We start from the raw sequence: 21,432 nt of genomic DNA on the forward strand, positions 1-21,432 counted from the left end.
ATGTTTGTCACCTCACAGTTCTTTCGTGCAGCCGGTCTTCAAATAAAAGGGTGATGCGTATTCCAGAAGCCTTGAGCCGGTCTACAAGCTGTTTTTCTTTTGTCGTCAAATGGTCAACGGCTTTCTTCACTAAAAGCACGGTGATGTTCTTTCTGTTTCGATTTCCAAAGAGACCTGCCGCAAGCTCCTCCTGCAGCTGACCCGTGACGACATATTTTCCTGAATGCTGGTACTCACTCGCTGCTAACGATTTATATTCTAGTGCCCGGGAAGACTGATGCTGCACCCTTGTTAAATAATAAAGTATGTCCTGTAAATGAAGTTCCCCTTGATCGACTCGAAAGGCTTGCTGATCTCCTAGAGGGACAAGACCTGACGGCACGCCTTTTTTCACAGCCGTTTGAAGAACAGATGCCGCAATCGAGACGACTGTTTCAAAAACAGTTTGATCAGTAAAATCAGCAAACACGACAAGGTCCTTTGCTTGATTCTGTTCAAATTCCTTCGTCATCAGCTGGCCTCTTCTGGCCGTCGTCTTCCAGTCCACCCAAGCAAACCGGTCTCCTTGCTGGTATTCCCGTACGCCTGTTGTCACATGGGCCGGTTCATTGAACCACGAGTGAACCGCTTTGCCACCATTTTCACTCACTGACTCAGCAGGCTCTACAGGGATATCCAGCACTTTTGGGTAGACAAGCAGCTTTTTCTCTAACGGAATGATGATTTCCTTTTCAACAAAACCAAACATATCCCCCGTTTTGATTCTAACGGCTGTCAAATGATGCTCTCCCCGCATGACATCATTCAATTGATAGGAAAATCGCCATGTTTTCCGAAACCAAGGAAAAAGCATTTGCTTCATTTCAATCTGTTCCTTTAAGTGAAAGGTGTCTGGCGGAGCATCCTCTATCATGACGTAAACGTACGGAAATGGATGTGTCCGCTTGATTTCAAGGTCAACGGACAGCACATCCCCCGCCTTTAAGCGTGTTTGCTGTATTGTCCTCTTGGCTGTCGCGCGAAGCGGAACAAGTGCAAACAGCAATGCATACAAAGCATATGGTAAAAATGCATAAAAAAGGAACCAACTCACAAACCCTCCCTGAAACATGGCATAACAAAAGGCTGCCGCAGTGAGAATGATGAGCATCATCACCCTTAACCATAATGAAATTGCTACACGATGACGTGACTTCATTGAGTCATCGACTTTTGAACTGGCACGCCAATTTGCTCAAGCATTTGCCGCAGCAGTGTCTCCGCCTTCTTCCCTTCATATGTCGCTTCTGATGTCAAAATCATACGATGCGGTAATGTATAAGTCGCCAAATACTGTACATCATCAGGAATCACATAATCACGCTGATTCAAAAGCGCATACGCCTGTGCCGCTTTCATCAGGGCGATCGATCCCCTTGGACTCACACCTAGATAAACAGATGGGTGTTTACGCGTCGCTTGAGCAATTTCAACAATATATTCTTTAATGGATGCATCCACATGAATAGTCTGAACAGCCTGCTGCAACGCATGGATATGTTCCTTTGTCATGACAGCTTGGAGCGTATCAATCGGGGATTGCTTCTCCTGCAAGTTGAGCACCTCCAGCTCCTCGAGCATGGTCGGATATCCCATCTGCAGTTTGAATAAAAACCGGTCCATTTGCGCTTCTGGCAGCGGATACGTCCCTTCATATTCCACTGGGTTTTGCGTCGCCATGACGAAAAAAGGATCCGCAAGCGGCATCGTTTCTCCGTCCACTGTGACACTGCCTTCCTCCATCGCTTCAAGCAATGCTGATTGTGTTTTAGGAGAGGTCCGGTTGATCTCATCAGCCAAAATAATCTGCCCCATGATCGGTCCTTGCCTAAATTCAAATTCATTCGTCTTTTTATTGTAAATCGACACGCCTGTTACATCTGAAGGCAAAAGGTCAGGAGTGAATTGGATTCTCTTAAACTCACAGCCAATGGATTTTGCCAAAGCACGAACCATCATCGTCTTTCCTACACCAGGCACATCCTCTAGCAGCACATGCCCCTTCGCCAAAATCGCAACAAGGCTTAATATCGCAATATCTTTTTTCCCAACCATGACTTTATTGATGTTATCTACGATTTTTTGTAAATCTGAATGCATCGGTTCATCAAATGCCATCCTGATCCTCCTATCACGTTTCTGTCAATTTTCATATAGTCTAACTTTACCATACAACGCGCATTTGCATATAACATCAGCACGTATAAAAAAGAAGCCTTCTCACGATGGGAAAGACTTCTTCTCTTCTTTTGGCTTACTTGATGGCTCCATATGAACATGAGAGTGTAAAATATCATGCTCCTGTTTCATTCTCCGTTCAATTTCATCTGCAATATCATGGCTTTCTGCTATGTTCAAGTTAGGCTCGACCTCAACCACTACATCCACATGAACAGTACTTCCAAGATAACGCGCTTTTATATCCTTTAAATCGCCTACTCCTGGTGTTGCTTCAATGGTTTCTTTATATTTAGACATATCTTTGATATGAAAACCGTCTGTTAACGAATGAGAGGCATCTCTGAAAATCTCCCACGCAGTTTTACAAATAATTAAGCCAATGACAAACGCTGCAAGCGTATCAATCCATGCCAGCTGAAATTGAGAAGCCATGATTCCTACAAATGTGCCAATACTCACATACGCATCTGACTTATTATCAGCAGCTGCCGCATGGAGAGCCTGGCTATTAATTCGTTTGGACAGATTGCGGTTATAAATATACACACCGTACATCACAACAGCACTTCCTGCTGCCGTCCAAGCCGCGATCATATCCGGCGTTTGATGCTCAGATGAGAAGAGCGACTGGCCTGCACTCAGCAAAACTTGAAGTCCAACAAGCATCATGATAAAGGAAGCCACAAGAGACGCAATATTTTCCGCTCTAAAATGACCATACGGATGATCTTCATCAGGCGGCTTTTGAGAAATACGCAGCCCAATCAACACAGCAAGGGATGCAATAATATCCGTCGTGTTATTCAATCCATCTGCCGAAAGGGCCTCTGAATGAAACACGTACCCAATAATGAGTTTGACCGCAGATAAGATCACATAGGCAATGATGCTGACCCAAGCACCTGTTTCACCTTGTCTTAATTCGTTATAGCGCTCCATGTTGAACCGCGCCTCCTCACACATCACTTTTCTATTATTTATCTTACAAAGCAAAGCCCGTGTGGGTCTACAGCAACATGATTCGCTTATGTCAGCAAAATAGGATAAATAGAAATGTGTTGACCTAAGTAAACTTATTTTTATAAGGTCAAATGACCTCAAGACCTACTCCTATCAACCTTTTTCCATTTCTCTTCGAAATGGACATATCGTCAAATCACTCTTCTCTGGTAAATTATCAGAATAATTTTATTTCGAGACACAACTTCCCTCCTTCCTTTTTTATGCTATTTTAAAAATAAACAGAGGGAAAAGAGGGAACATAATCTCTCAAATCCTTTCTACTTTTTAACACCATGTTAAGAGGTTTGAAATGTCAGTTTGATAACCTGTCCAATGCTGAATGACAATTCAGTATGATAAAATTTAAAATATTCTAAAAACAAATTCTCTATTCATGAGAAATGTTTGGAGGTAAAGAAATGTCCAACATGACAAACGGTCTTCAAAAAAACCTTAAAACAAGACATATTTCGATGATCTCCATTGCTGGGGTCATTGGGGCAGGGCTATTTGTTGGTAGCGGCGCTGTCATTCATTCTGCAGGCCCTGGATCCATTCTTTCCTATTCTTTTGCCGGACTTCTGGTGATCTTTATTATGAGAATGCTTGGAGAAATGGCATGTGCCTATCCGACAAGCGGTTCTTTCTCACAATATGCGAGCGATGCCATCGGTCCATGGGCCGGGTTTACAATCGGCTGGCTTTACTGGTTCTTCTGGGTGATCGTCATCGCCATCGAAGCCATTGCCGGTGCTGCCATTATTCAATATTGGTATGGAGATGCACCTGTTTGGCTCACAAGTCTTATCCTCACAATCCTCTTAACATTAACAAATATCTTTTCTGTTAAATCTTTTGGCGAATTTGAATATTGGTTTTCACTAATTAAAGTCGTCAGCATCATTCTCTTTCTACTCATTGGTTTTGCATTTATCTTTGGTTTTGGCGGTCATCATACTTCAGGTCTTGCCAATCTAACAGGGAACGGCGGTTTTCTTCCAAATGGATTCAGCTCTGTGTTACTCGGAATCGTCGTCGTCATCTTTTCCTTCATGGGAACGGAGATTGTGGCCATAGCGGCCGGTGAATCAGCAGACCCAGTCAAATCTGTGACGACAGCCACCCGCTCTGTTGTATGGCGTATTATCGTATTCTATGTCGGATCAATTGCTGTCGTTGTCACCTTGCTTCCTTGGAATTCCGCAAGTATTTTAACAAGCCCGTTCGTTGCGGTATTAGAATACATTGGTGTTCCATCAGCCGCTCAAGTCATGAACGTCATTGTCTTAACAGCTGTTTTATCTTGTTTAAACTCCGGGTTGTACACAACGTCCAGAATGCTTTATTCATTAGCAGAAAGAGGCGAAGCACCGAAACGTTTTATGAAAATCAGCAAACGTGGTGTTCCTGTAGCGGCTACAGTCGCAGGTACCTTCTTTTCCTACATTGCCGTCATGATGAACTACTTTTATCCTGAAACCATCTTTTTGTTCTTAGTCAATGCATCTGGCGCCATTGCTCTTCTTGTCTACTTGGTCATTGCCGTTTCACAATTAAGAATGCGACGCAAAATCGAAAAAGAAAATCCAGAACAGCTCAAAATCAAAATGTGGCTGTTCCCATACCTCACGTACTTTACCATTTTGGTCATTTGCGCCATCTTGGCATCGATGCTGTTTATCGAATCCATGCGGCCGCAGCTCATTTTGACGAGTATCATTACCTTAGGCGTACTGGCTGCTTATTTTATCTTTAAACCGAATAAAAAAGTGCCTGCAAATGCGGCGCTTGAAAATAAACACCCGTAATTCTCCCGCTGAAAAGCGGGTTTTTTTATTTTATTCACCTATTTGGATGTCCGCACTTATACTGTATCAAATTGAATTTAAGTGAGGATTAGTCAACATGAACCTAGAAAAATTTGTTGACGAGCTTCCAATTCCAGAAGTCGCGGAGCCCGTCAAAAAGAACCCAAGACAAACGTATTATGAGATTGCTATGGAGGAGGTATTCTTAAAAGTTCATAGAGACCTGCCCCCAACCAAGCTATGGACCTATAATGGCAGCTTGCCTGGTCCAACCATTAAAGCCAATCGAAATGAAAAGGTCAAAGTGAAATGGATGAACAAATTGCCATTGAAACATTTTCTGCCTGTCGATCACTCCATCCACTCCGGTCATCACGATGAACCAGAGGTCAAAACAGTCGTTCATCTGCATGGCGGCGTCACACCAGCAAGCAGTGACGGCTACCCAGAGGCCTGGTTTTCACGGGACTTTGAAACAACCGGCCCTTTTTTTGAAAGAGAGACTTACGTCTACCCAAATCATCAGCAAGCCTGCACATTATGGTATCACGATCATGCGATGGCATTGACACGACTAAATGTGTACGCCGGTTTAGCTGGGTTTTATTTGATCTCAGATGCATTTGAAAAGTCCTTAGAGCTGCCGAAAGATGACTATGACATTCCTTTAATGATTATGGACCGGACGTTTCAGGAGGATGGCTCACTGTTTTATCCTAGCAGACCAAACGATACGCCAGAGGACAGTGACATACCAGACCCATCCATCGTGCCCTTTTTTTGTGGAGAAACGATCTTAGTCAATGGAAAAGTATGGCCATATTTAGAAGTAGAGCCGCGAAAATACCGTTTTCGTATTTTAAATGCGTCCAATACTAGAACTTACGAGCTGCATCTAGATAACGACGCTACAATTTTGCAAATTGGTTCCGATGGTGGCTTTTTGCCAAGACCCGTTCGCCATCAATCCTTTAGCATCGCACCTGCTGAACGTTTCGATGTCATCATCGACTTTTCAGCTTATGAAAACAAAACGATCACTCTCAAAAATACAGCCGGCTGCGGACAGGATGTGAATCCTGAAACAGATGCGAACATTATGCAATTCAAGGTCATACGTCCACTAAAAGGGAGAGTACCTAAAACATTACGTCCGATTTTCAAACCCCTGCCACCGCTTCGGCCAAGTCGAGCTGATAGAGAGCGTACGCTCACACTTACCGGCACGCAGGATAAATATGGCCGCCCTATCCTATTGCTCGATAACCAATTTTGGAATGACCCTGTCACAGAAAATCCTCGTCTTGGCAGTCTAGAGATTTGGTCTATCGTCAATCCAACCAGGGGGACACACCCTATTCATTTGCACCTTGTTCAATTTAGGGTTTTAGACAGAAGGCCATTTGATACAGAAGTCTATCAATCGATAGGAGAAATTGTGTATACAGGACCAAACGAAGCGCCTCCTTTACATGAACAAGGCTACAAGGACACCATTCAGGCGCATGCAGGTGAAGTCATTCGGATCGTTGCTCGATTTGTTCCATACAGCGGCCGATATGTGTGGCATTGTCATATTTTAGAGCATGAAGATTATGACATGATGAGGCCGATGGATATCATTCAGTAAAAATGAAACCACTCTTCCGCTAAAAGCGTAGAACTTGTATGAAACTGCTGATTACAAAAGGGCTAACGGACATCTATTCATTAGCCCTTTTATGATCCATTTCAAAATGGAAAAATAAATCGCATGAATCATTCCTTTGAAGAGCATTCCATACTTAAAAAGTTGACGCAGCAAACCGATAATACTACTATATACCCATTACATCTATCAAAAGGCACATAAGCCATAATGAACGAACAAATGGAAAATTGCGATAAAAAACGGAGGAGTTCAATTTGAATGAAGAAAAAGAGACTTGCCAGGTCAAACAAGAAACAGCGGCAGGTAACAGAGAGAAGCTTTCAATTCATGAGAACGAGAGCATTCGGTCAAACATTGAACAACTAACCATTGAACTCAGTGAACAAAAAGAATTCAATCACTTCATATTAGATGAAAAACAAAAGGCCATCAGCACATTATCTTCCCTCATCACAAAAGGCAATTGTGATGAAGACTTAAAGACTCATTTTCAACAAGCATTACATATCGGACTTTCTGTCATAGAGATTATGGAGATTATTAAACACTGTACAAAGGTTGCTGGCTTCCCTCACTCCATTAACGCCCTGTTTATCTTTCAAAACTTATTAGATGAAAACAAATAAAACAGAGAAAACGAGATGTCATCAATCCTCTCGTTTTTTTATGTTCACTCATATTACTCTTTTCCTTTTTCTCTGTCACATAAGCAAAATATGAAAATAGCCCTCGTATCACTGCTTAAAAATTGATTTTCCATCTATAGACCCACCATTTCTCCAGCATTTCAAGAGACAAAATAAAAAAACGTCCAGTTATATAAATAACTGAACGTTTCCTTTATCGATTGACAGTGAAATTGTTAACGATTCCGCCATCCTTCTCCCAAGCGGCTTCCACCGTTTTCTTCTTCATATTGTATTCAAAAATCGTTCTTACCTTCGCCTTTCGTCCAGTGTCATCCTTTAATTCTTCTGCGTTTTTTGCAACACCTAAGAAATAAACAGACGACCCGTCCGTAGAAAATTGCGGCTGTGCAGCACTTAAAATATGAACATCCTGGCTATTTTTAACGAGTGTCGCCGTTTTTCCTGTTTCTACATCAAGCATCTTAATCGAGGATATTTCTTTTTCTTTACGAACCTTTACTTCTGTATAAATCAATTTCTTATGATCTGGAGAAAATGAAATATCATTGATCGTTTGTGAGATGCGTGCAATGCGTTTCCCCTTCTCACCTGTTTGAAGGGTGATCTTCATGGTTGTTGGTTCAGGATCTCTGCCCTTTTCATTTGCTTCATCGGTTTTTTGATAATCTTCTTTTAAAGAATAATGCTGGATCGCCAAATCATTTGAAGTCGGATCATATGCAAAAGAACTCACTGTATCATCCTTGCTTTTTTCCGGATACAGCTCCTTCATTTTGTGTGTTTTCAAATCAAAAGATGCGACATAAAATTGCTCTCCAGAATCCTTGTTATACCTTAGAAATAACTTCTTTCCGTCACCAGACAGCCTCATACTGTCGATAGAATCATCACTCGTAAACAGTGTTTTTTCTTCGTCAGATTTCACATTTAATTCCCGAATACTCACCTTTTGCGTGTCTTCATCCGTATACGTGTAATATAAAACTTGTTTCGTAGAATCATAAGCAATCGAAGGATATGCTGTCAGTTTCTCCGTATGAAGCGCCCGATCATGCAAGTAATAAGTATTGTTTAACTTTTGATCTGTAAATGAAACGAGCAATTCGTCTTTTGCATCTTGATTTGTTTTGACTTTTCCTGTATGTTTCGCCTCTTGCCCAGGCTTCATCATGAAGAAAATAACTGCCGCAATCACTGCGACGCCAATGACTGTGATGATCCACCATGTTGATTTTTTCATTGCCTTTCAGACCCTCTCTACAAGAAAAGAAGCCAGAAAATGAACTTTTCCCGCTTCTTTGCATGCCTATGTATTAATAAGTGTAATGCCCTTTTACGACACCTTTACTTGTTTTATACCCAAGTGCTTTGAATGCTTTTGGACTTACGTCTAATACAGCATTTGGCATTCTGCCTACATCATATTTATATACTGTAATCACTTTATGTGGTTTCGCTTTTGTTGTCACTCTTAGTTTTGTACCTTTTTTCGGTACGTCAAAGCCCATTTTAGTTGCTGCATCCCAATGACCGAGTTTTTTTCCATCTGCGCCTTTTTTGCCGACACCATTATACCAAGTAATATTGCCGCTTACTTTTTTTGCACTTGCTCCATGTGAGAAACTGAATGCTAAAAATAAACTAGCTACTGTTACGATTGTCGTGATAAGCTTTTTATTCATTAAGAAATCCTCCGTTTTTGGTTTCTGCACTCATTATACATGAAGATGAACCCAGTTATTTTACAGACACATTACAATTCAAATACAAGTTGACCACTTTATGACCGATAAAGTTCATAAATACTACCATAAACAGTCAGAACATTGTAAGCAGCCCCCCTCTTTCATTTTATATAATAAAAGTGAATCAAATTTAAGGGGGAATTTTCATGAAAAAGTGTTTCACCGTTTTGATTGTAAGTTTGGCCTTCGTTTTGATGTTTTCAAGTCTTCCTGCCTCAGCGGCTAGTCCTCGTCACGGCGCAATTGTGACGCAAACAGATGAAGCCAAATGGTCAGGTATCTCTGCTGATATTGTCCTGCCGAAAACAGCCACCATAAAAAATGGCTATGCCGACTGGTATCTCGGTCTCGGCTCTGCTGTTGTAGAGAGCGGTATTTCAAAAACGTCTTCTGGCTATAAAGTTTTTCTGGGCAGCGGCTCACAAGGCGGCAGTAAATACTGGAACAGCGAATACGATACAAGTATTAAAGATGGCGCACGTGTCAACTTAAAGCTCATCAACAATGGTGATGGCACGGTGTCACTATATGTCAACGGGAAACTGCGCTATAAGCAGCCTGTTTACAACCCTAGCCGTCTGAAAAACCTTGATGTTGTCAAAATGGTACATGGCGTACAGGATAATGGAACAAACAGCTATTCACAAGCAAGCTTTTCGAATGTACAGCTTCGTGCAAATACATCAGGAAGTGTCTATAAAAATTGGGACGGGTCAATCAAATCGTCACTTTTACGTAAAAATTTAGAATCCGGTGCCGCAGCTCCTAAATTCACCGTCATTTCTTCTATCCCATTAAGTACAAGCCTTTCAGCACAATAAGAAAAAAGCACCCTCCATTGGGTGCTTTTTATTGTTCACAGCTTATCAACACTTCTCTTTTAATCAAAACAACGATTCGTGGTAACATAAACATACAACATTCGACGAAAAAAGGAGAACGAACGTGAAAAAAAGTCTACTTGTTTTCATGAGTCTAGTTGCAAGTCTCTACATTCTAGCAGCTTGCTCGAATACGACAAAAGAACAAAAAACAGAAACTAAAGCTCTTCCAACGATTAATGAGCGCATTCAAAAGGAAACAAAAGAAGTGATGGAACAGTCTAAACTCATCAAAGATACTGACATCACCGTTGATCAAAAGAAAAAAAGCATTTCTTTAAACGTAACGGCTTCCTCTGATACCAATAGTGATTACGCTGAAGTCATCGGTTTAAACTTTGCAAAAACGCTAGCCATTGGAGCATCAACTGAAAAAGAAAACAATCTTCATAAACCGGAAAATGACAGCCTCGGCGCCCTCTATTCCTTTTATGACCTAAACATCACCGTGAAACAAGAAAACGGCAAGGTACTCGCAAAAGGAAAGAAAACAACAAATGAAACAAAAATCACTTGGGAAAGAGCCCAATAACTGGACAAGAAAATCCTTTATGGATTTTCTTCTTTTTTTTAACAAAACTATTAACATTATGAAAAGAATGCCGATTAGTAAGATTGTGTTGGTTCTTAAGTACCAATAATTCTTATTTACATATCGGAGGAAAGTATCATGAAAAGAACAACTGAATTTGTTTTAGGTTTAATTGGAGGTATTTTTGGATTTTTCGGCGCAATGTTCGCTCTTGCTTTCGGGGGAATCGATGCAGCATTTAGCGATTCTGGCACGAGTGAAATTACAGGATTAGGCTGGGCAGCAATGCTTTTCTCTATTCTTGCCATTGTCTCATCTGTCATTGTAAAGAAAAAAGCAAAGCTTGGTGGAATTTTATTATTAGTATCTGCTGTAGGCGGCATTATTTCTATTTCTATGTTCTTCATCCTTCCAGCTGTATTAATCATCATTGCAGGCTGCATGGGCGTGTTTAGAAAAGAGCCTGTCGTTAATAACACAACTGCATAAGAATAAAGAATAAAGCTTGTAGAGATTGCTCTACAAGCCTTTTCTCTCTACTCTTTGTAATTCATATTGAATGGCATCAACTAACTCTATTATGTTTTCATCTGTCCAAAGATCCAACATAAATAATATATCATTCACCATGTGTGACAAATCTTCTTGGCTCATCAATTCTTCTTTGTAAGCAGGGACAACAAAGAAATAGAGTAGATCAGCCAATTCAAGAACGACACGTACATCTTTTTCATCCATGATAGCTTTATGCAAAGAATGAATCAACCATTTGAGGTCTTCATGATTTTCAATAGGAACATACATCAATTGGTGTATTTCATCGGTATCCCTCCCACTTAGAATCCTCTCAGCAGATTCCTTTGAAAGAGCCCCAACTGTATTTGAAGATATATTCAGAAACAAGAATTCATGTTGATCCTCTCTATTAACCGTCTTGATTGACGAACCTTCCATCTCAATCACTCCCAATCCCTTATAATAATTCTATTATAAGGAAATTCAAGTTCGTTTTAAGTCACAAGAAGTGGATTTTATGTAATTTTAAGCTAACTGGTTTATAAAAAACACTCCAAAACAATTATTTTCTATTTTTATCATTTTTTGTTGATTTACAAGTACTTTTATCCTATTATAATAGTCATGGTCAATATATAAGCACAAGACGCTTATATAAATTAAACAAAAGGGGATTTTCATTTTGAAGAAATTCTATGCTTTATTTTTAGCTTTAGGGCTAACATTTACACTGGCTGCTTGCGGCTCAACAGAAGATGTGTCTACAGGTGCATCTAAAGAAAAAGAGTCTACAAGCACAAAAACACAATCAAAAAACAAAAAAGACGATGGTTCAAAGAAAATAAATGCGAGCAAACACAAAACAACTGCTCAAGGAATGAAAGTAAACCTTGGCGAGATTAAAATTATGAAGGATAAAATCAATGTTGGAATGAATATCGAAAATACGACAGATAAAGTCCTAAATTTCTATCCAGATCAAGGTAAAGTTGTAGCTGGAAGCATGCAATTAGATGCGAATATGTTTATGACTGACGGTGATATTGGTGGCGAAGTTGAAGGTGGCGTTAAACAGGATGGTGTTATTCAATTCTTAGCTCCTGAAGGCAAAGAGATCAACATTAAAAACATCAAAGAATTAAAACTGAAATTTGGAGATGTCACAACTGACGATTACATGAATAGTAAAGACGTGACATTCACAGTTAAAGTAAAATAAACTTTCACTAATGCCCTTGAATGATGAGGGCTTTTTTTTATCACCACTAAAAAACACTTTCCTAGAAGAAAGTGTTTTTGTTTATAAGTAACGTTTCATTCTTTTTATTACTCCATAAGGATAACTAATCTTTCGAGAAGTCTCTTAAATGGAACTCTTTTTCATCTCCTCAGCCATTTCCACTTCACCCTCTGCTTCCAGCTGTTCAATGATGCGGATATAATCCCTTTCGTGGCGATTTTGGCTTAATTTGAAAGCAGCCTGAACTTCATCAATGATGATCTTAAAGCCTACAATGCCTTTCATTTGCTTCTCTAACAGTTCCTCAGACAACGTATCCCATAACACCGGCTGTTCTCTGTGACTTTCGTATGTCTCCAGCATCGTGGTTAATTCCTTAACCAGTTCCGATTTTTCAAGCAGTTCCGCCTTTCCATAAGCATGAACAGCCTGATAATTCCATGTTGGTACTGCTTCTTTTTCATACCATGAAGAAGATATGTAGGCATGCGGTCCTTGAAAGATGACGAGCGTCTTCTCGCTCTTTTCAAACGTTTTCCACTGAGGATTCCCAATCGCCATATGCCCCGAGATCACATACGAATCTCCAACTTGATGAAAACTCACTGGAATATGTGTCGCAATGGGCTTTTTATTCATTGTCGTCACAACTGTAGCAAATGAATGAGATTGAATAAATGATTTGATTTTCTCCATATCTTTCACTCGAAAAAATGATGGGATATGCATGTATCCTTCCCCCTTTTTGATCAACTCAATGTTTTGGTCATAATGAAATCCATTTGCTCTTCGTCCCCCATGTGAAAGGCGTGCACCCCTGTTTGAACAAACCCAAGCATTTGATAAAATGCGATGGCCGCTTTGTTGTGCTCCCACACCCCAAGCCAAACATCACGTTTATGATATTTCTTCGCGATCTCAAAGGCTTGATTGATTAAATATCGGCCTAATCCTTGTTTTTGAAAGGACTGCTTAATATAAATTCTTTCAACCTCTAACGCTTCACTTCCCATCTCTTCTGACTGCGCATCATCCATATTGACCTTCAAATAACCAGCAACTTCCCCATTCACTTGAACAAAATAGAACTGTGAAGATGGATGATGTAATTCCTTTAACAGCTGGTTGGGATGAAAGGCTGTCTTTACGTAAGCATCGATATGTTCAGCTTTGTTTTGATCCCGAAAGGTCTCTTTAAACGTGTCGATTCCGACTTTTTGCAGCTCTTCTATATGCTGTTCATTACATGGAATAAAAGTGACCGTCATTGAAGTCATCACTCCTTATCATTTAGTAGCGTCTCTTATTTCCTTTTTTCACATAATCCCAATCTTTTTCGATATTTTTTCTCACCCTTAGAAGATACTCACATATCTGTTCTGCTTCCTCATCAGAAAACCCACCAAGCGCTACTTGATTCGAATAATCATGTTCTCGTTTGATCATTGGATATACCGCTTCCCCTTTATCAGTGGGAAACAGCTTTTTGATTTTTTTATTCACAGGATCATCTTTCTTCTCAATAAACCCATTCAGTTCTAATTTTTTGATAGCCCGAGCCGCCGTAGTTCGATCCACTTTAATCATTTCCGCCAGCTTTTCCTGAATGATACCAGGCTCCTCACAAATACGCACAAGATACAAATACTGCCCCTTCGTTAAATCGTACTCTCTAAATTCAATATTACTTATAGAATCAAGCGCCCGAGCGATGACGCCAATCTCTCGTAAAATCTCTCTCATTTATCATGACTCCTTTTATTGCATTTACAACATAATACACAACAACATTATATTTTATTTTTGTTGTAAACACAATAAAAAACACCTTCATTTAGAAAGTGTTCTTTTCATTTTCTTTATTTCCCTCGTTCCTATAATAGTGGTAATCGTTACAAAAATAACGATATATTCGTTGCTAGAAGATAATTTCCCTTTATGCAGCTGCCTCTTTTTATAACATAAGCTCTCCAGTTTTATTAGCCATTATTCGTTAGAGTCCACATAGATTAAAATTAAAATTTTACCTTTAACAACCATCATTAAAATGATGAATATATTGGTTTAATTTAGGAACTATAAAAAGGTGACCAATCGTCAAGAAAGGGAGGTCGCTTAATGAATATTTTACAATTAGGGAGGATGACAATGGGAATTTTAAGTGGAAATCCAACGGATGAACCTATGCACTATGGTGAAGTGTTTGGTACATGGTCTTACTTGATGGTAGCTAAAGGTTTAATTGCTGGTTATCAAACCCACTTAAACCATGCAGGTGACGAAGACTTACAAAAATTAATTGAAGAAGCTATTCGGGGTGGGCAACAAGAAATCAAAGAAATTGAAACTTTATTAAAAGAAAATGGAATTGGCTTACCTCCAACACCTCCTGAACGACCTAAAGCTTGTATAGACGATATTCCAGTAGGGGCACGTTTTCAAGATCCAGAAATAGCCGCTGGTCTTTCGGCTAACATTGCGTCAGGATTAGTATCGTGTAGCACAATTATGGGTCAATCAATTCGAGAAGACATTGCTATGATGTTTGGACAGTTTCATATTCAAAAGGCAGCACTTGGAGCAAAAGTCCTTAGACTTAACAAAGAAAAAGGATGGTTAATTCCACCACCTCTTCATCATAGCAAAGCAGAAGATTGTTAATCATAAGATGATTAAACATGAAAGAGTAGACGCTTTAGGGTTTACTCTTTTCTTGCTAATCTTTAAACTTTCTACAAATTGGACTCTCCTTCACTCTCTCTACAGTCACTATTTTTTGCCATTTCCATCGATTGCCTTTGTGCCAACATCATCAGCAATAGAAGATCAATTCCTTTAATATACCTAAAAATATCTTCCTCAGATTTAAAAGCTCCTATTACTATAGATTGTGTAAACATTGATAGCAAATAACCAGTGTTTTTTCTCTATTATAGTCCTTGCAAATGCAGCATCAAGACGGATTTTCCCCGTTCAAAGTTTCTCAAGGTTAGTCATACTATGAGGAATATCTATGCTCATATGACTGTTAATATGGAAGAAAAGGCCTTCCAACAGTTTTGCAAACTGATGAAAGGCCTTCTCCTATAGTTAATTTCAGACGTTGATATAACAAGGTTTTGAAACCCTGATTACATCATTCCGCCCATACCACCCATGCCGCCCATATCTGGCATTCCGCCGCCTGAGCCGCCTTCTTCTGGTTTGTCAGCAACGACTGCTTCAGTTGTTAGAAGCATTGCTGCAACAGAAGCTGCGTTTTGAAGTGCAGAGCGAGTTACTTTTGTTGGGTCAACGATTCCTTTTTCGATCATGTTTACCCATTCGTTTGTTGCTGCGTTGAAGCCTACGCCAATTTCTTCGTTTTTCAAGCGCTCAACGATAACGGATCCTTCAAGACCTGCGTTGTGAGCGATTTGACGAATTGGCTCTTCAAGAGAACGTAGAACGATGTTCACACCTGTTTGAACGTCACCATCAGCTTCGATTGAAGCGACTTTGTTGTATACATTCACAAGTGCTGTACCACCACCGGATACGATACCTTCTTCAACTGCTGCGCGAGTTGAGTTCAGTGCATCCTCGATGCGTAGTTTACGCTCTTTTAGTTCTGTTTCAGTTGCAGCACCAACTTTGATGACAGCGACGCCGCCAGCTAGTTTTGCAAGACGTTCTTGTAATTTTTCTTTATCGAATTCAGAAGTTGTTTCTTCTACTTGTGCACGGATTTGGTTCACACGTGCTGAGATTTGAGCAGAATCTCCTGAGCCCTCTACGATTGTTGTGTTTTCTTTTGTCACAACGACTTTAGAAGCGCGGCCAAGCTGACCGATTTCAGTTGATTTCAGGTCAAGTCCTAGGTCTTCTGTGATTAATTCTCCGCCAGTTAGAACAGAGATGTCTTCAAGCATTGCTTTACGACGATCACCGAATCCAGGTGCTTTTACTGCTACTGCGTTGAATGTACCACGAAGTTTGTTCACAACAAGAGTTGCAAGTGCTTCGCCTTCTACATCTTCAGCAATGAGCAATAATGGTTTGCCTTGTTGTACAACTTGCTCAAGTACAGGAAGGATTTCTTGAATGTTTGTAATTTTTTTATCAGTAATTAAGATGTAAGGATTTTCAAGAACCGCTTCCATCTTATCAGAATCCGTCACCATGTATGGTGAAGCATATCCGCGGTCAAATTGCATACCTTCAACCACTTCAAGCTCAGTTGTGAATCCTTTAGATTCTTCAATTGTGATGACACCATCGTTACCTACGCGTTCCATCGCTTCAGCGATTAGGCTGCCGACTTCTTCATCTGCTGCAGAAATAGCCGCAACTTGAGCAATTGATTCTTTGCCTTCGATTGGTTTAGAAATCTCGTGCAAGCCTTCAAGTGCTACTTTCACTGCTTCTTCGATCCCTTTACGAACGCCAACAGGGTTTGCACCAGCTGTTACGTTTTTAAGACCTTCACGGATCATCGCTTGAGCTAGAACTGTTGCAGTTGTTGTACCGTCACCAGCAACATCGTTTGTTTTGCTTGCAACTTCAGCCACAAGTTTTGCACCCATGTTTTCAAATGCATCTTCTAATTCGATTTCTTTTGCAATCGTTACACCATCATTTGTGATAAGTGGAGAACCGAATTTTTTCTCAAGAACCACGTTACGTCCTTTAGGTCCTAAAGTTACTTTTACAGCATCTGCAAGTGCATCTACACCACGTAACATTGCGCGACGTGCTTCTTCACTGAACTTAATATCTTTTGCCATAATAACGAAACCTCCTCAGTCTTTTTAAAAATGTATCTCAATGTTTTTTATGTGATTAACCAATAACAGCTAAAATGTCGCTCTCACGAAGGATTAAATATTCTTTTCCTTCATATTTCACTTCAGTGCCTGCATATTTTGAGAAGATAATGCGGTCGCCTGTGCTTACTTCTAACGCAACGCGCTCACCACTTTCAAGTACACGCCCTGAACCTGCTGCAACAATTTTACCTTCTTGCGGTTTTTCTTTTGCAGAATCCGGTAAAACAATACCGCTAGCGGTTTTTTCCTCAGATTCAACGAGTTCAATGATTACGCGATCGCCTAATGGCTTTAACATAAGAAACAACCTCCTCAATTTTTATATGTAGTCTTTTTTAGCACTCATCACCAGTGAGTGCTAACACATTTATTATAATAAAGAATGTCTTCTGCAATTTCAAGTAAAAACCTTTAAAAATTTTTACGCTTTCATGATCTTTTTCAATCTCAGATTCTTTCCTTTTTATCGAAAAAGAAGACTTGTGTTACAATAAATTTAGTTCTTTTAGTAAAGGGGTTTTCGTTACTTGAAAAAACAATATTGGTACATCATCTTAACGTATATATTGGTACAGGTATCTGCGTTTCCTTATTTTCTTATTATGAAATGGCTGGGATTCATTCAAACACCGATGACTCAAACAGAGCTTTCAAAATTATCAGGAACGTGGACAATCATCAGTTTCTGTATCGGGTTGATCATTATTCTGCTCATCCTTCGAACCGTCCCAAAAGCTTCACTGCGAAATGAAGCGCCTGCTTCAATCGGTTCTGCTATCGCATGGATCATTGGCGGTTTCTTTCTTTCTCTCTTTGCACAATCGATTGCAGGCGTGATTGAACAATATGCATTCGGCATTGGCCGTGAATCAGAAAATACGCAAAATATTTTATCTATTATGGATGCTTTTCCTTTTCTTGTTATCATTATTTCACTGATTGGACCAATACTTGAAGAAATCGTTTTCCGAAAAATCATTTTTGGTGTGATTTATGAAAGAACGAATTTTTTTATTGGAGCACTTGTGAGTTCAGTATTTTTCGCTGCTGCACACTCTGATTTTCCCCACTTCTTTCTCTATACCGCAATGGGCTTTACCTTTGCCTTTTTATATGCCAAAACAAAACGAATCATTGTTCCAATCGGCGCTCATATGTTGATGAACTCGCTCGTCATTCTTGTACAGATTGAGCCAGTAAGAAAAATGATTGAAGAACAATCTCAAACTATGCAAATGATTATTGGAGGCTTTTTCTCATGAGAAACCCAGTCGTATGGGGCATCATTTATTTTGCCGTAGGTGTCGCTTTCACCTATATGGCCATTCAGAACCCAGGTGACATGTGGTCATTTTACAGCATTTTGCTGATGGTGTTTGCGGCCTATAATATCAATATCGCGCTTAAAATGTTTGCCTTCTCTGTCAAACTCAAAAAACAGCAGCAAAAATAAATCAAAAACCATTTTCCGCGGTTGGAAAATGGTTTTTTTATGGAGGATGTATCTTTATGGAACATGAAAAACTTCGCATCTTCAATGATCAACATGAAACGATTGGAACTGCCGCTCGTTCAGATGTTCACGCCCAAGGTTTTTGGCATGAAACATTTCATTTCTGGCTTCTTAAAAAAGAGCATAGCACCGTGTATCTTTATTTTCAGCTTAGAAGTCCCGCAAAAAAGGATTTTCCTTCTCTGTTTGATATCACCGCAGCGGGCCATCTTCTCGCAAATGAACAGCCTTCTGATGGCTTAAGAGAGATAGAAGAAGAGCTTGGTCTTTCCATCCCTTTTGAGGACCTCACCTTTGCAGGTATCATAAAGGATGAAATCCATATGCCTTCGTTCATTGACCGTGAGTTCTGCCATGTGTACCTTTATATGAATGAAGAAGAGCACATGGAAGTTCATCTACAGAAAGAAGAAGTCGCTGGTCTGTACAGAGCCAAGCTGCTTGATGCACAGCAGCTGTTAACTGGAACATGTAAAAGAATTCGAATCGAGGGCTTTAAAGTTGATGCAAACGAAGAACGACGTGAGGAAAGCATCGAAGTGGGTGTTCATGATTTTGTCCCGCATGAGCCCGCCTATTATGAGCACCTCTTTCACGCGATCAATCAATTTCTTTCACAATAGAAAAAGCATCGTGATCCCTCATTGGATCATGATGCTTTTTTATGAAACATAATGTTTTTCTTTCTCCTCTGTTTGCTGCATTTTGCGGTAGGTCACTCTTGAAATGATAATGCTCACTTCATATAAAACGAGCATTGGCAAGGTGACCATGAGGTGAGAAACAAGCTCTGGCGGTGTAATGAGTGCGGCAATGACAAGGAGGACAAAATAGGCATACTTCCGTATTTTTGATAAAAACATCGGTGTGATGATGCCAAGTCTTGTAAGAAACATCAACACGACGGGCATCTGAAACAAAAAGCCAAATGGAAGTGTTAACTGCATCAGAAATGTAAAATACTCATGAATCCCAATGACTTGCTCTACATTTAAATCATTCGACATTCGCGTCATAAAGTCGACGACAAACGGAAACAAAATAAAATAAGAGAAGGCCACACCGCTCAAAAATAAAAGCAGTGCAATCGGAATGTAAGCAAGTGTCACCTTTCTTTCTTTTTCATATAGGCCAGGACTCACAAACGCCCACAGCTGATATAAAATAACGGGACACGTCAAAACCAAAGCAATGACAAATGCGAACTGCATAAACACGTACAGTGGATCTGTAAGCTTAAATGCGTTCAGCGTGAGTGTTGCCGCTTCATCGGTATTTTGTAAATACACAATGACCGGCTTAGCGAGAAAAAAACCAGCCACCATAAAGGCGACAAAAAACATCGCAATGGTTACTAAACGTTTTCGCAGTTCCACAATATGCTCCATAAGCGGCATATCTTTGACATTCATGAAGCTCATCCTATTCTACTGATCTTCTTTTTTCTTTTTTTCTTCCTGATCATCAGCTAAGCCTTTTGTGGCATTTTTGAATTCACGTAATGTATCTCCTGCTGCTCTTCCTAATTCAGGAAGCTTTTTCGGCCCAAAAATAATGAGCGCTACAATCGCAATCAGAATCAAACTCCCAGGACCGATCGGACCCATTTGCTCCACCCCCTTTACCCCTTTTCGTCAGTCCTCCTGTGTAACAGAGTAATGCTTTAAGAAATACACAAGAGACTGAAGTTCAACCGCCAAATCTATATGATGAATTCGAATGTGTTCCGGCACATTCAATCGAGCCGGCGTAAAGTTAAGGATTCCTTTGATGCCAAGGGCAATCAAACGATCTGTAATGGATTGAGCTGCTACGGCAGGTACTGTCAAAATCGCAACAGGGATATCTCCTACCTCTTGAACATGCTCTTCAAGCTTATCCAAATCATAGACAGGCACGCCGCCTATCTCACTTCCTATTTTACTCTCATTGACGTCAAAAGCCATTGAAATTTTTGTATTATTATTTTTTATGAAATTATAGTGTAAAAAGGCAGTTCCTAAATTCCCGACACCGATGAGCATGACATTGGTCATTTCATCTTGGTCAAGGGTCTTTCTGAAGAAGGTCAAGAGATAATCGACATTATAGCCATACCCTTTCTTCCCAAGTGCACCAAAGTACGAAAAATCTCGGCGAATGGTAGCAGAATCCACTTTGACTGCATCACTAAGCTCTGCTGATGACACCCTTTGTTTTCCTGATGCATGCAGATTTTTTAAAAAACGGTAATATAGCGGCAAACGTTTGGCTGTCGCTTGTGGAATTTTTGACTGATCTATATTCATATAAGGTCCTCCAACTTAAATATCAGATGCTCTGTGAAAATCACCGTTTTTCCCGCCTGTCTTTTCAATTAGATAGGTAGGACCGATGATCATGCCTTTATCAATCGCTTTGCACATGTCGTAAACGGTCAGTGCACATACTGAAGCAGAAGTGAGCGCTTCCATCTCCACACCCGTACTTCCTTTTGTTTTTACCTGTACTTGTATGTTCAGGATGTGCGCATTTCCGTCTTCCTCCCAATTAAAGGAGATATCCACGCCTTTTAGTGCAAGCGGATGACACATTGGAATGATGGTAGATGTTTGCTTTGCTGCCATGATGCCAGCAACCTGTGCAACAGACAGCACATCTCCTTTTCCAATTTCACGCTGCTCTATTTTATGAAACACTTCTTTTATCATACGAACACTTGAAACAGCAACGGCGGTTCTCACTGTAGACGATTTGTCACTAATGTCGACCATCTTTGCTCTTCCCTGTTCGTTAAAGTGGCTAAATTGACTCATCTTTCAACGCTCCCTCACTCAAATGATACACTATTTTTTCCTATCTGTCTTTCATTTGAATATGGCGATTG

General features: G+C 40.1%; 25 protein-coding genes and 1 pseudogene. 11 read left to right on the forward strand and 15 right to left on the reverse strand.

What is annotated here, in order from left to right; translation table 11 throughout:
* Positions 1-7 precede the first annotated feature (7 nt).
* The 3 genes from BAE31_RS19165 to BAE31_RS19175 all read right to left on the reverse strand — a co-directional run bounded on the left by BAE31_RS19165 (position 8) and on the right by BAE31_RS19175 (position 3,159).
* Positions 8-1,093, reverse strand: a complete 1,086-nt coding sequence (locus BAE31_RS19165; RefSeq protein ID WP_249895876.1) for a DUF58 domain-containing protein — start codon at positions 1,091-1,093, stop codon at positions 8-10.
* A 101-nt stretch (positions 1,094-1,194) separates the two neighbouring features.
* The gene (locus BAE31_RS19170; RefSeq protein WP_024424484.1) at positions 1,195-2,157 is read right to left on the reverse strand and encodes an AAA family ATPase; all 963 of its coding nucleotides are present in this window, start codon (positions 2,155-2,157) and stop codon (positions 1,195-1,197) included.
* Between the two features lie 102 nt (positions 2,158-2,259).
* Positions 2,260-3,159: a cation diffusion facilitator family transporter gene (locus BAE31_RS19175; protein WP_076841141.1), complete on the reverse strand. Its 900-nt coding sequence runs from the start codon at positions 3,157-3,159 to the stop codon at positions 2,260-2,262.
* Positions 3,160-3,641: 482 nt separating this feature from the next.
* On the opposite strand from BAE31_RS19175, the pseudogene gabP reads away from it, so the two are divergent.
* The 3 genes and pseudogenes from gabP to BAE31_RS19190 all read left to right on the forward strand — a co-directional run.
* Positions 3,642-5,038: pseudogene (gabP, locus tag BAE31_RS19180) on the forward strand (GABA permease); the annotation flags it as partial.
* 89 nt (positions 5,039-5,127) lie between these two features.
* A complete protein-coding gene (locus tag BAE31_RS19185; protein WP_076841143.1) occupies positions 5,128-6,660 on the forward strand; it encodes a multicopper oxidase family protein in 1,533 nt (510 codons plus the stop codon).
* A 275-nt stretch (positions 6,661-6,935) separates the two neighbouring features.
* Complete coding sequence (locus BAE31_RS19190; protein WP_076841144.1) at positions 6,936-7,307, forward strand: carboxymuconolactone decarboxylase family protein; 372 nt, start codon at positions 6,936-6,938, stop codon at positions 7,305-7,307.
* A 214-nt stretch (positions 7,308-7,521) separates the two neighbouring features.
* On the opposite strand, the gene BAE31_RS19195 is transcribed toward BAE31_RS19190, so the two are convergent.
* Together BAE31_RS19195 and BAE31_RS19200 are read right to left on the reverse strand one after the other, a co-directional pair.
* On the reverse strand, positions 7,522-8,571 hold the full coding sequence (locus BAE31_RS19195) for a hypothetical protein (protein WP_076841145.1): 1,050 nt from the start codon (positions 8,569-8,571) through the stop codon (positions 7,522-7,524).
* Between the two features lie 73 nt (positions 8,572-8,644).
* On the reverse strand, positions 8,645-9,013 hold the full coding sequence (locus BAE31_RS19200; RefSeq protein WP_024424478.1) for an RlpA-like double-psi beta-barrel domain-containing protein: 369 nt from the start codon (positions 9,011-9,013) through the stop codon (positions 8,645-8,647).
* A gap of 209 nt (positions 9,014-9,222) precedes the next feature.
* On the opposite strand from BAE31_RS19200, the gene BAE31_RS19205 reads away from it, so the two are divergent.
* The 3 genes from BAE31_RS19205 to BAE31_RS19215 all read left to right on the forward strand — a co-directional run bounded on the left by BAE31_RS19205 (position 9,223) and on the right by BAE31_RS19215 (position 10,978).
* On the forward strand, positions 9,223-9,897 hold the full coding sequence (locus BAE31_RS19205) for a hypothetical protein (RefSeq protein WP_024424477.1): 675 nt from the start codon (positions 9,223-9,225) through the stop codon (positions 9,895-9,897).
* A 124-nt stretch (positions 9,898-10,021) separates the two neighbouring features.
* Positions 10,022-10,489: a hypothetical protein gene (locus BAE31_RS19210; RefSeq protein ID WP_076841146.1), complete on the forward strand. Its 468-nt coding sequence runs from the start codon at positions 10,022-10,024 to the stop codon at positions 10,487-10,489.
* Between the two features lie 138 nt (positions 10,490-10,627).
* Positions 10,628-10,978: a DUF4064 domain-containing protein gene (locus BAE31_RS19215; protein ID WP_025092751.1), complete on the forward strand. Its 351-nt coding sequence runs from the start codon at positions 10,628-10,630 to the stop codon at positions 10,976-10,978.
* Positions 10,979-11,008: 30 nt separating this feature from the next.
* On the opposite strand, the gene BAE31_RS19220 is transcribed toward BAE31_RS19215, so the two are convergent.
* Positions 11,009-11,443 (reverse strand): hypothetical protein, encoded by a 435-nt coding sequence (locus BAE31_RS19220; RefSeq protein WP_041108742.1) that lies wholly within the window; start codon positions 11,441-11,443, stop codon positions 11,009-11,011.
* 244 nt (positions 11,444-11,687) lie between these two features.
* Here BAE31_RS19220 and BAE31_RS19225 point away from each other — a divergent pair, with 244 nt between their 5' ends.
* On the forward strand, positions 11,688-12,224 hold the full coding sequence (locus tag BAE31_RS19225) for an LptM family lipoprotein (RefSeq protein ID WP_076841147.1): 537 nt from the start codon (positions 11,688-11,690) through the stop codon (positions 12,222-12,224).
* A gap of 144 nt (positions 12,225-12,368) precedes the next feature.
* Here BAE31_RS19225 and BAE31_RS19230 read toward each other — a convergent pair whose 3' ends face one another.
* Genes BAE31_RS19230 through BAE31_RS19240 form a run of 3 tightly spaced genes read right to left on the reverse strand, consistent with a single transcriptional unit; the run spans position 12,369 to position 13,988 of the window.
* Entirely contained in the window at positions 12,369-12,974 is a 606-nt protein-coding gene (locus BAE31_RS19230; protein WP_076841148.1) for an FMN-binding negative transcriptional regulator, read from the reverse strand.
* A 20-nt stretch (positions 12,975-12,994) separates the two neighbouring features.
* Positions 12,995-13,513, reverse strand: a complete 519-nt coding sequence (gene paiA / locus BAE31_RS19235) for a spermidine/spermine N(1)-acetyltransferase (protein ID WP_076841149.1) — start codon at positions 13,511-13,513, stop codon at positions 12,995-12,997.
* Between the two features lie 22 nt (positions 13,514-13,535).
* Positions 13,536-13,988, reverse strand: a complete 453-nt coding sequence (locus tag BAE31_RS19240) for a MarR family winged helix-turn-helix transcriptional regulator (RefSeq protein ID WP_076841150.1) — start codon at positions 13,986-13,988, stop codon at positions 13,536-13,538.
* Positions 13,989-14,393: 405 nt separating this feature from the next.
* On the opposite strand from BAE31_RS19240, the gene BAE31_RS19245 reads away from it, so the two are divergent.
* Positions 14,394-14,906, forward strand: a complete 513-nt coding sequence (locus BAE31_RS19245; protein ID WP_076841158.1) for a DUF3231 family protein — start codon at positions 14,394-14,396, stop codon at positions 14,904-14,906.
* Positions 14,907-15,376: 470 nt separating this feature from the next.
* On the opposite strand, the gene groL is transcribed toward BAE31_RS19245, so the two are convergent.
* Both groL and groES read right to left on the reverse strand, forming a co-directional pair.
* Positions 15,377-17,011: a chaperonin GroEL gene (gene groL / locus BAE31_RS19250; protein WP_041108751.1), complete on the reverse strand. Its 1,635-nt coding sequence runs from the start codon at positions 17,009-17,011 to the stop codon at positions 15,377-15,379.
* Positions 17,012-17,066: 55 nt separating this feature from the next.
* Positions 17,067-17,351 (reverse strand): co-chaperone GroES, encoded by a 285-nt coding sequence (gene groES / locus BAE31_RS19255; protein WP_024426730.1) that lies wholly within the window; start codon positions 17,349-17,351, stop codon positions 17,067-17,069.
* A 229-nt stretch (positions 17,352-17,580) separates the two neighbouring features.
* Here groES and BAE31_RS19260 point away from each other — a divergent pair, with 229 nt between their 5' ends.
* The 3 genes from BAE31_RS19260 to BAE31_RS19270 are packed head-to-tail and all read left to right on the forward strand — an operon-like array spanning position 17,581 to position 19,189.
* A complete protein-coding gene (locus BAE31_RS19260; protein WP_041108753.1) occupies positions 17,581-18,315 on the forward strand; it encodes a CPBP family intramembrane glutamic endopeptidase in 735 nt (244 codons plus the stop codon).
* The gene (locus BAE31_RS19265; protein ID WP_003213897.1) at positions 18,312-18,506 is read left to right on the forward strand and encodes a YdiK family protein; all 195 of its coding nucleotides are present in this window, start codon (positions 18,312-18,314) and stop codon (positions 18,504-18,506) included. Before BAE31_RS19260 ends, BAE31_RS19265 begins: the two co-directional genes overlap by 4 nt.
* A gap of 56 nt (positions 18,507-18,562) precedes the next feature.
* Positions 18,563-19,189, forward strand: a complete 627-nt coding sequence (locus tag BAE31_RS19270; protein WP_076841151.1) for an NUDIX hydrolase — start codon at positions 18,563-18,565, stop codon at positions 19,187-19,189.
* Positions 19,190-19,228: 39 nt separating this feature from the next.
* Here BAE31_RS19270 and tatC read toward each other — a convergent pair whose 3' ends face one another.
* From tatC to moaC, 4 genes are read right to left on the reverse strand one after another with little or no spacing between them, the layout of a single operon-like run.
* Positions 19,229-19,978 carry a twin-arginine translocase subunit TatC gene (tatC, locus tag BAE31_RS19275; RefSeq protein ID WP_041108757.1) on the reverse strand — a complete coding sequence of 250 codons (750 nt, stop codon included), beginning with the start codon at positions 19,976-19,978 and terminating at the stop codon, positions 19,229-19,231.
* Between the two features lie 15 nt (positions 19,979-19,993).
* Positions 19,994-20,173, reverse strand: a complete 180-nt coding sequence (locus tag BAE31_RS19280; RefSeq protein WP_008355689.1) for a twin-arginine translocase TatA/TatE family subunit — start codon at positions 20,171-20,173, stop codon at positions 19,994-19,996.
* A 27-nt stretch (positions 20,174-20,200) separates the two neighbouring features.
* The gene (locus tag BAE31_RS19285; RefSeq protein WP_008355687.1) at positions 20,201-20,854 is read right to left on the reverse strand and encodes a redox-sensing transcriptional repressor Rex; all 654 of its coding nucleotides are present in this window, start codon (positions 20,852-20,854) and stop codon (positions 20,201-20,203) included.
* Positions 20,855-20,869: 15 nt separating this feature from the next.
* Positions 20,870-21,361, reverse strand: a complete 492-nt coding sequence (gene moaC, locus BAE31_RS19290; protein ID WP_041115989.1) for a cyclic pyranopterin monophosphate synthase MoaC — start codon at positions 21,359-21,361, stop codon at positions 20,870-20,872.
* Positions 21,362-21,432: the final 71 nt, after the last annotated feature.

The organism is Bacillus sp. I-2 (genome assembly GCF_001974945.1).
Classification (GTDB): domain Bacteria; phylum Bacillota; class Bacilli; order Bacillales; family Bacillaceae; genus Bacillus; species Bacillus safensis.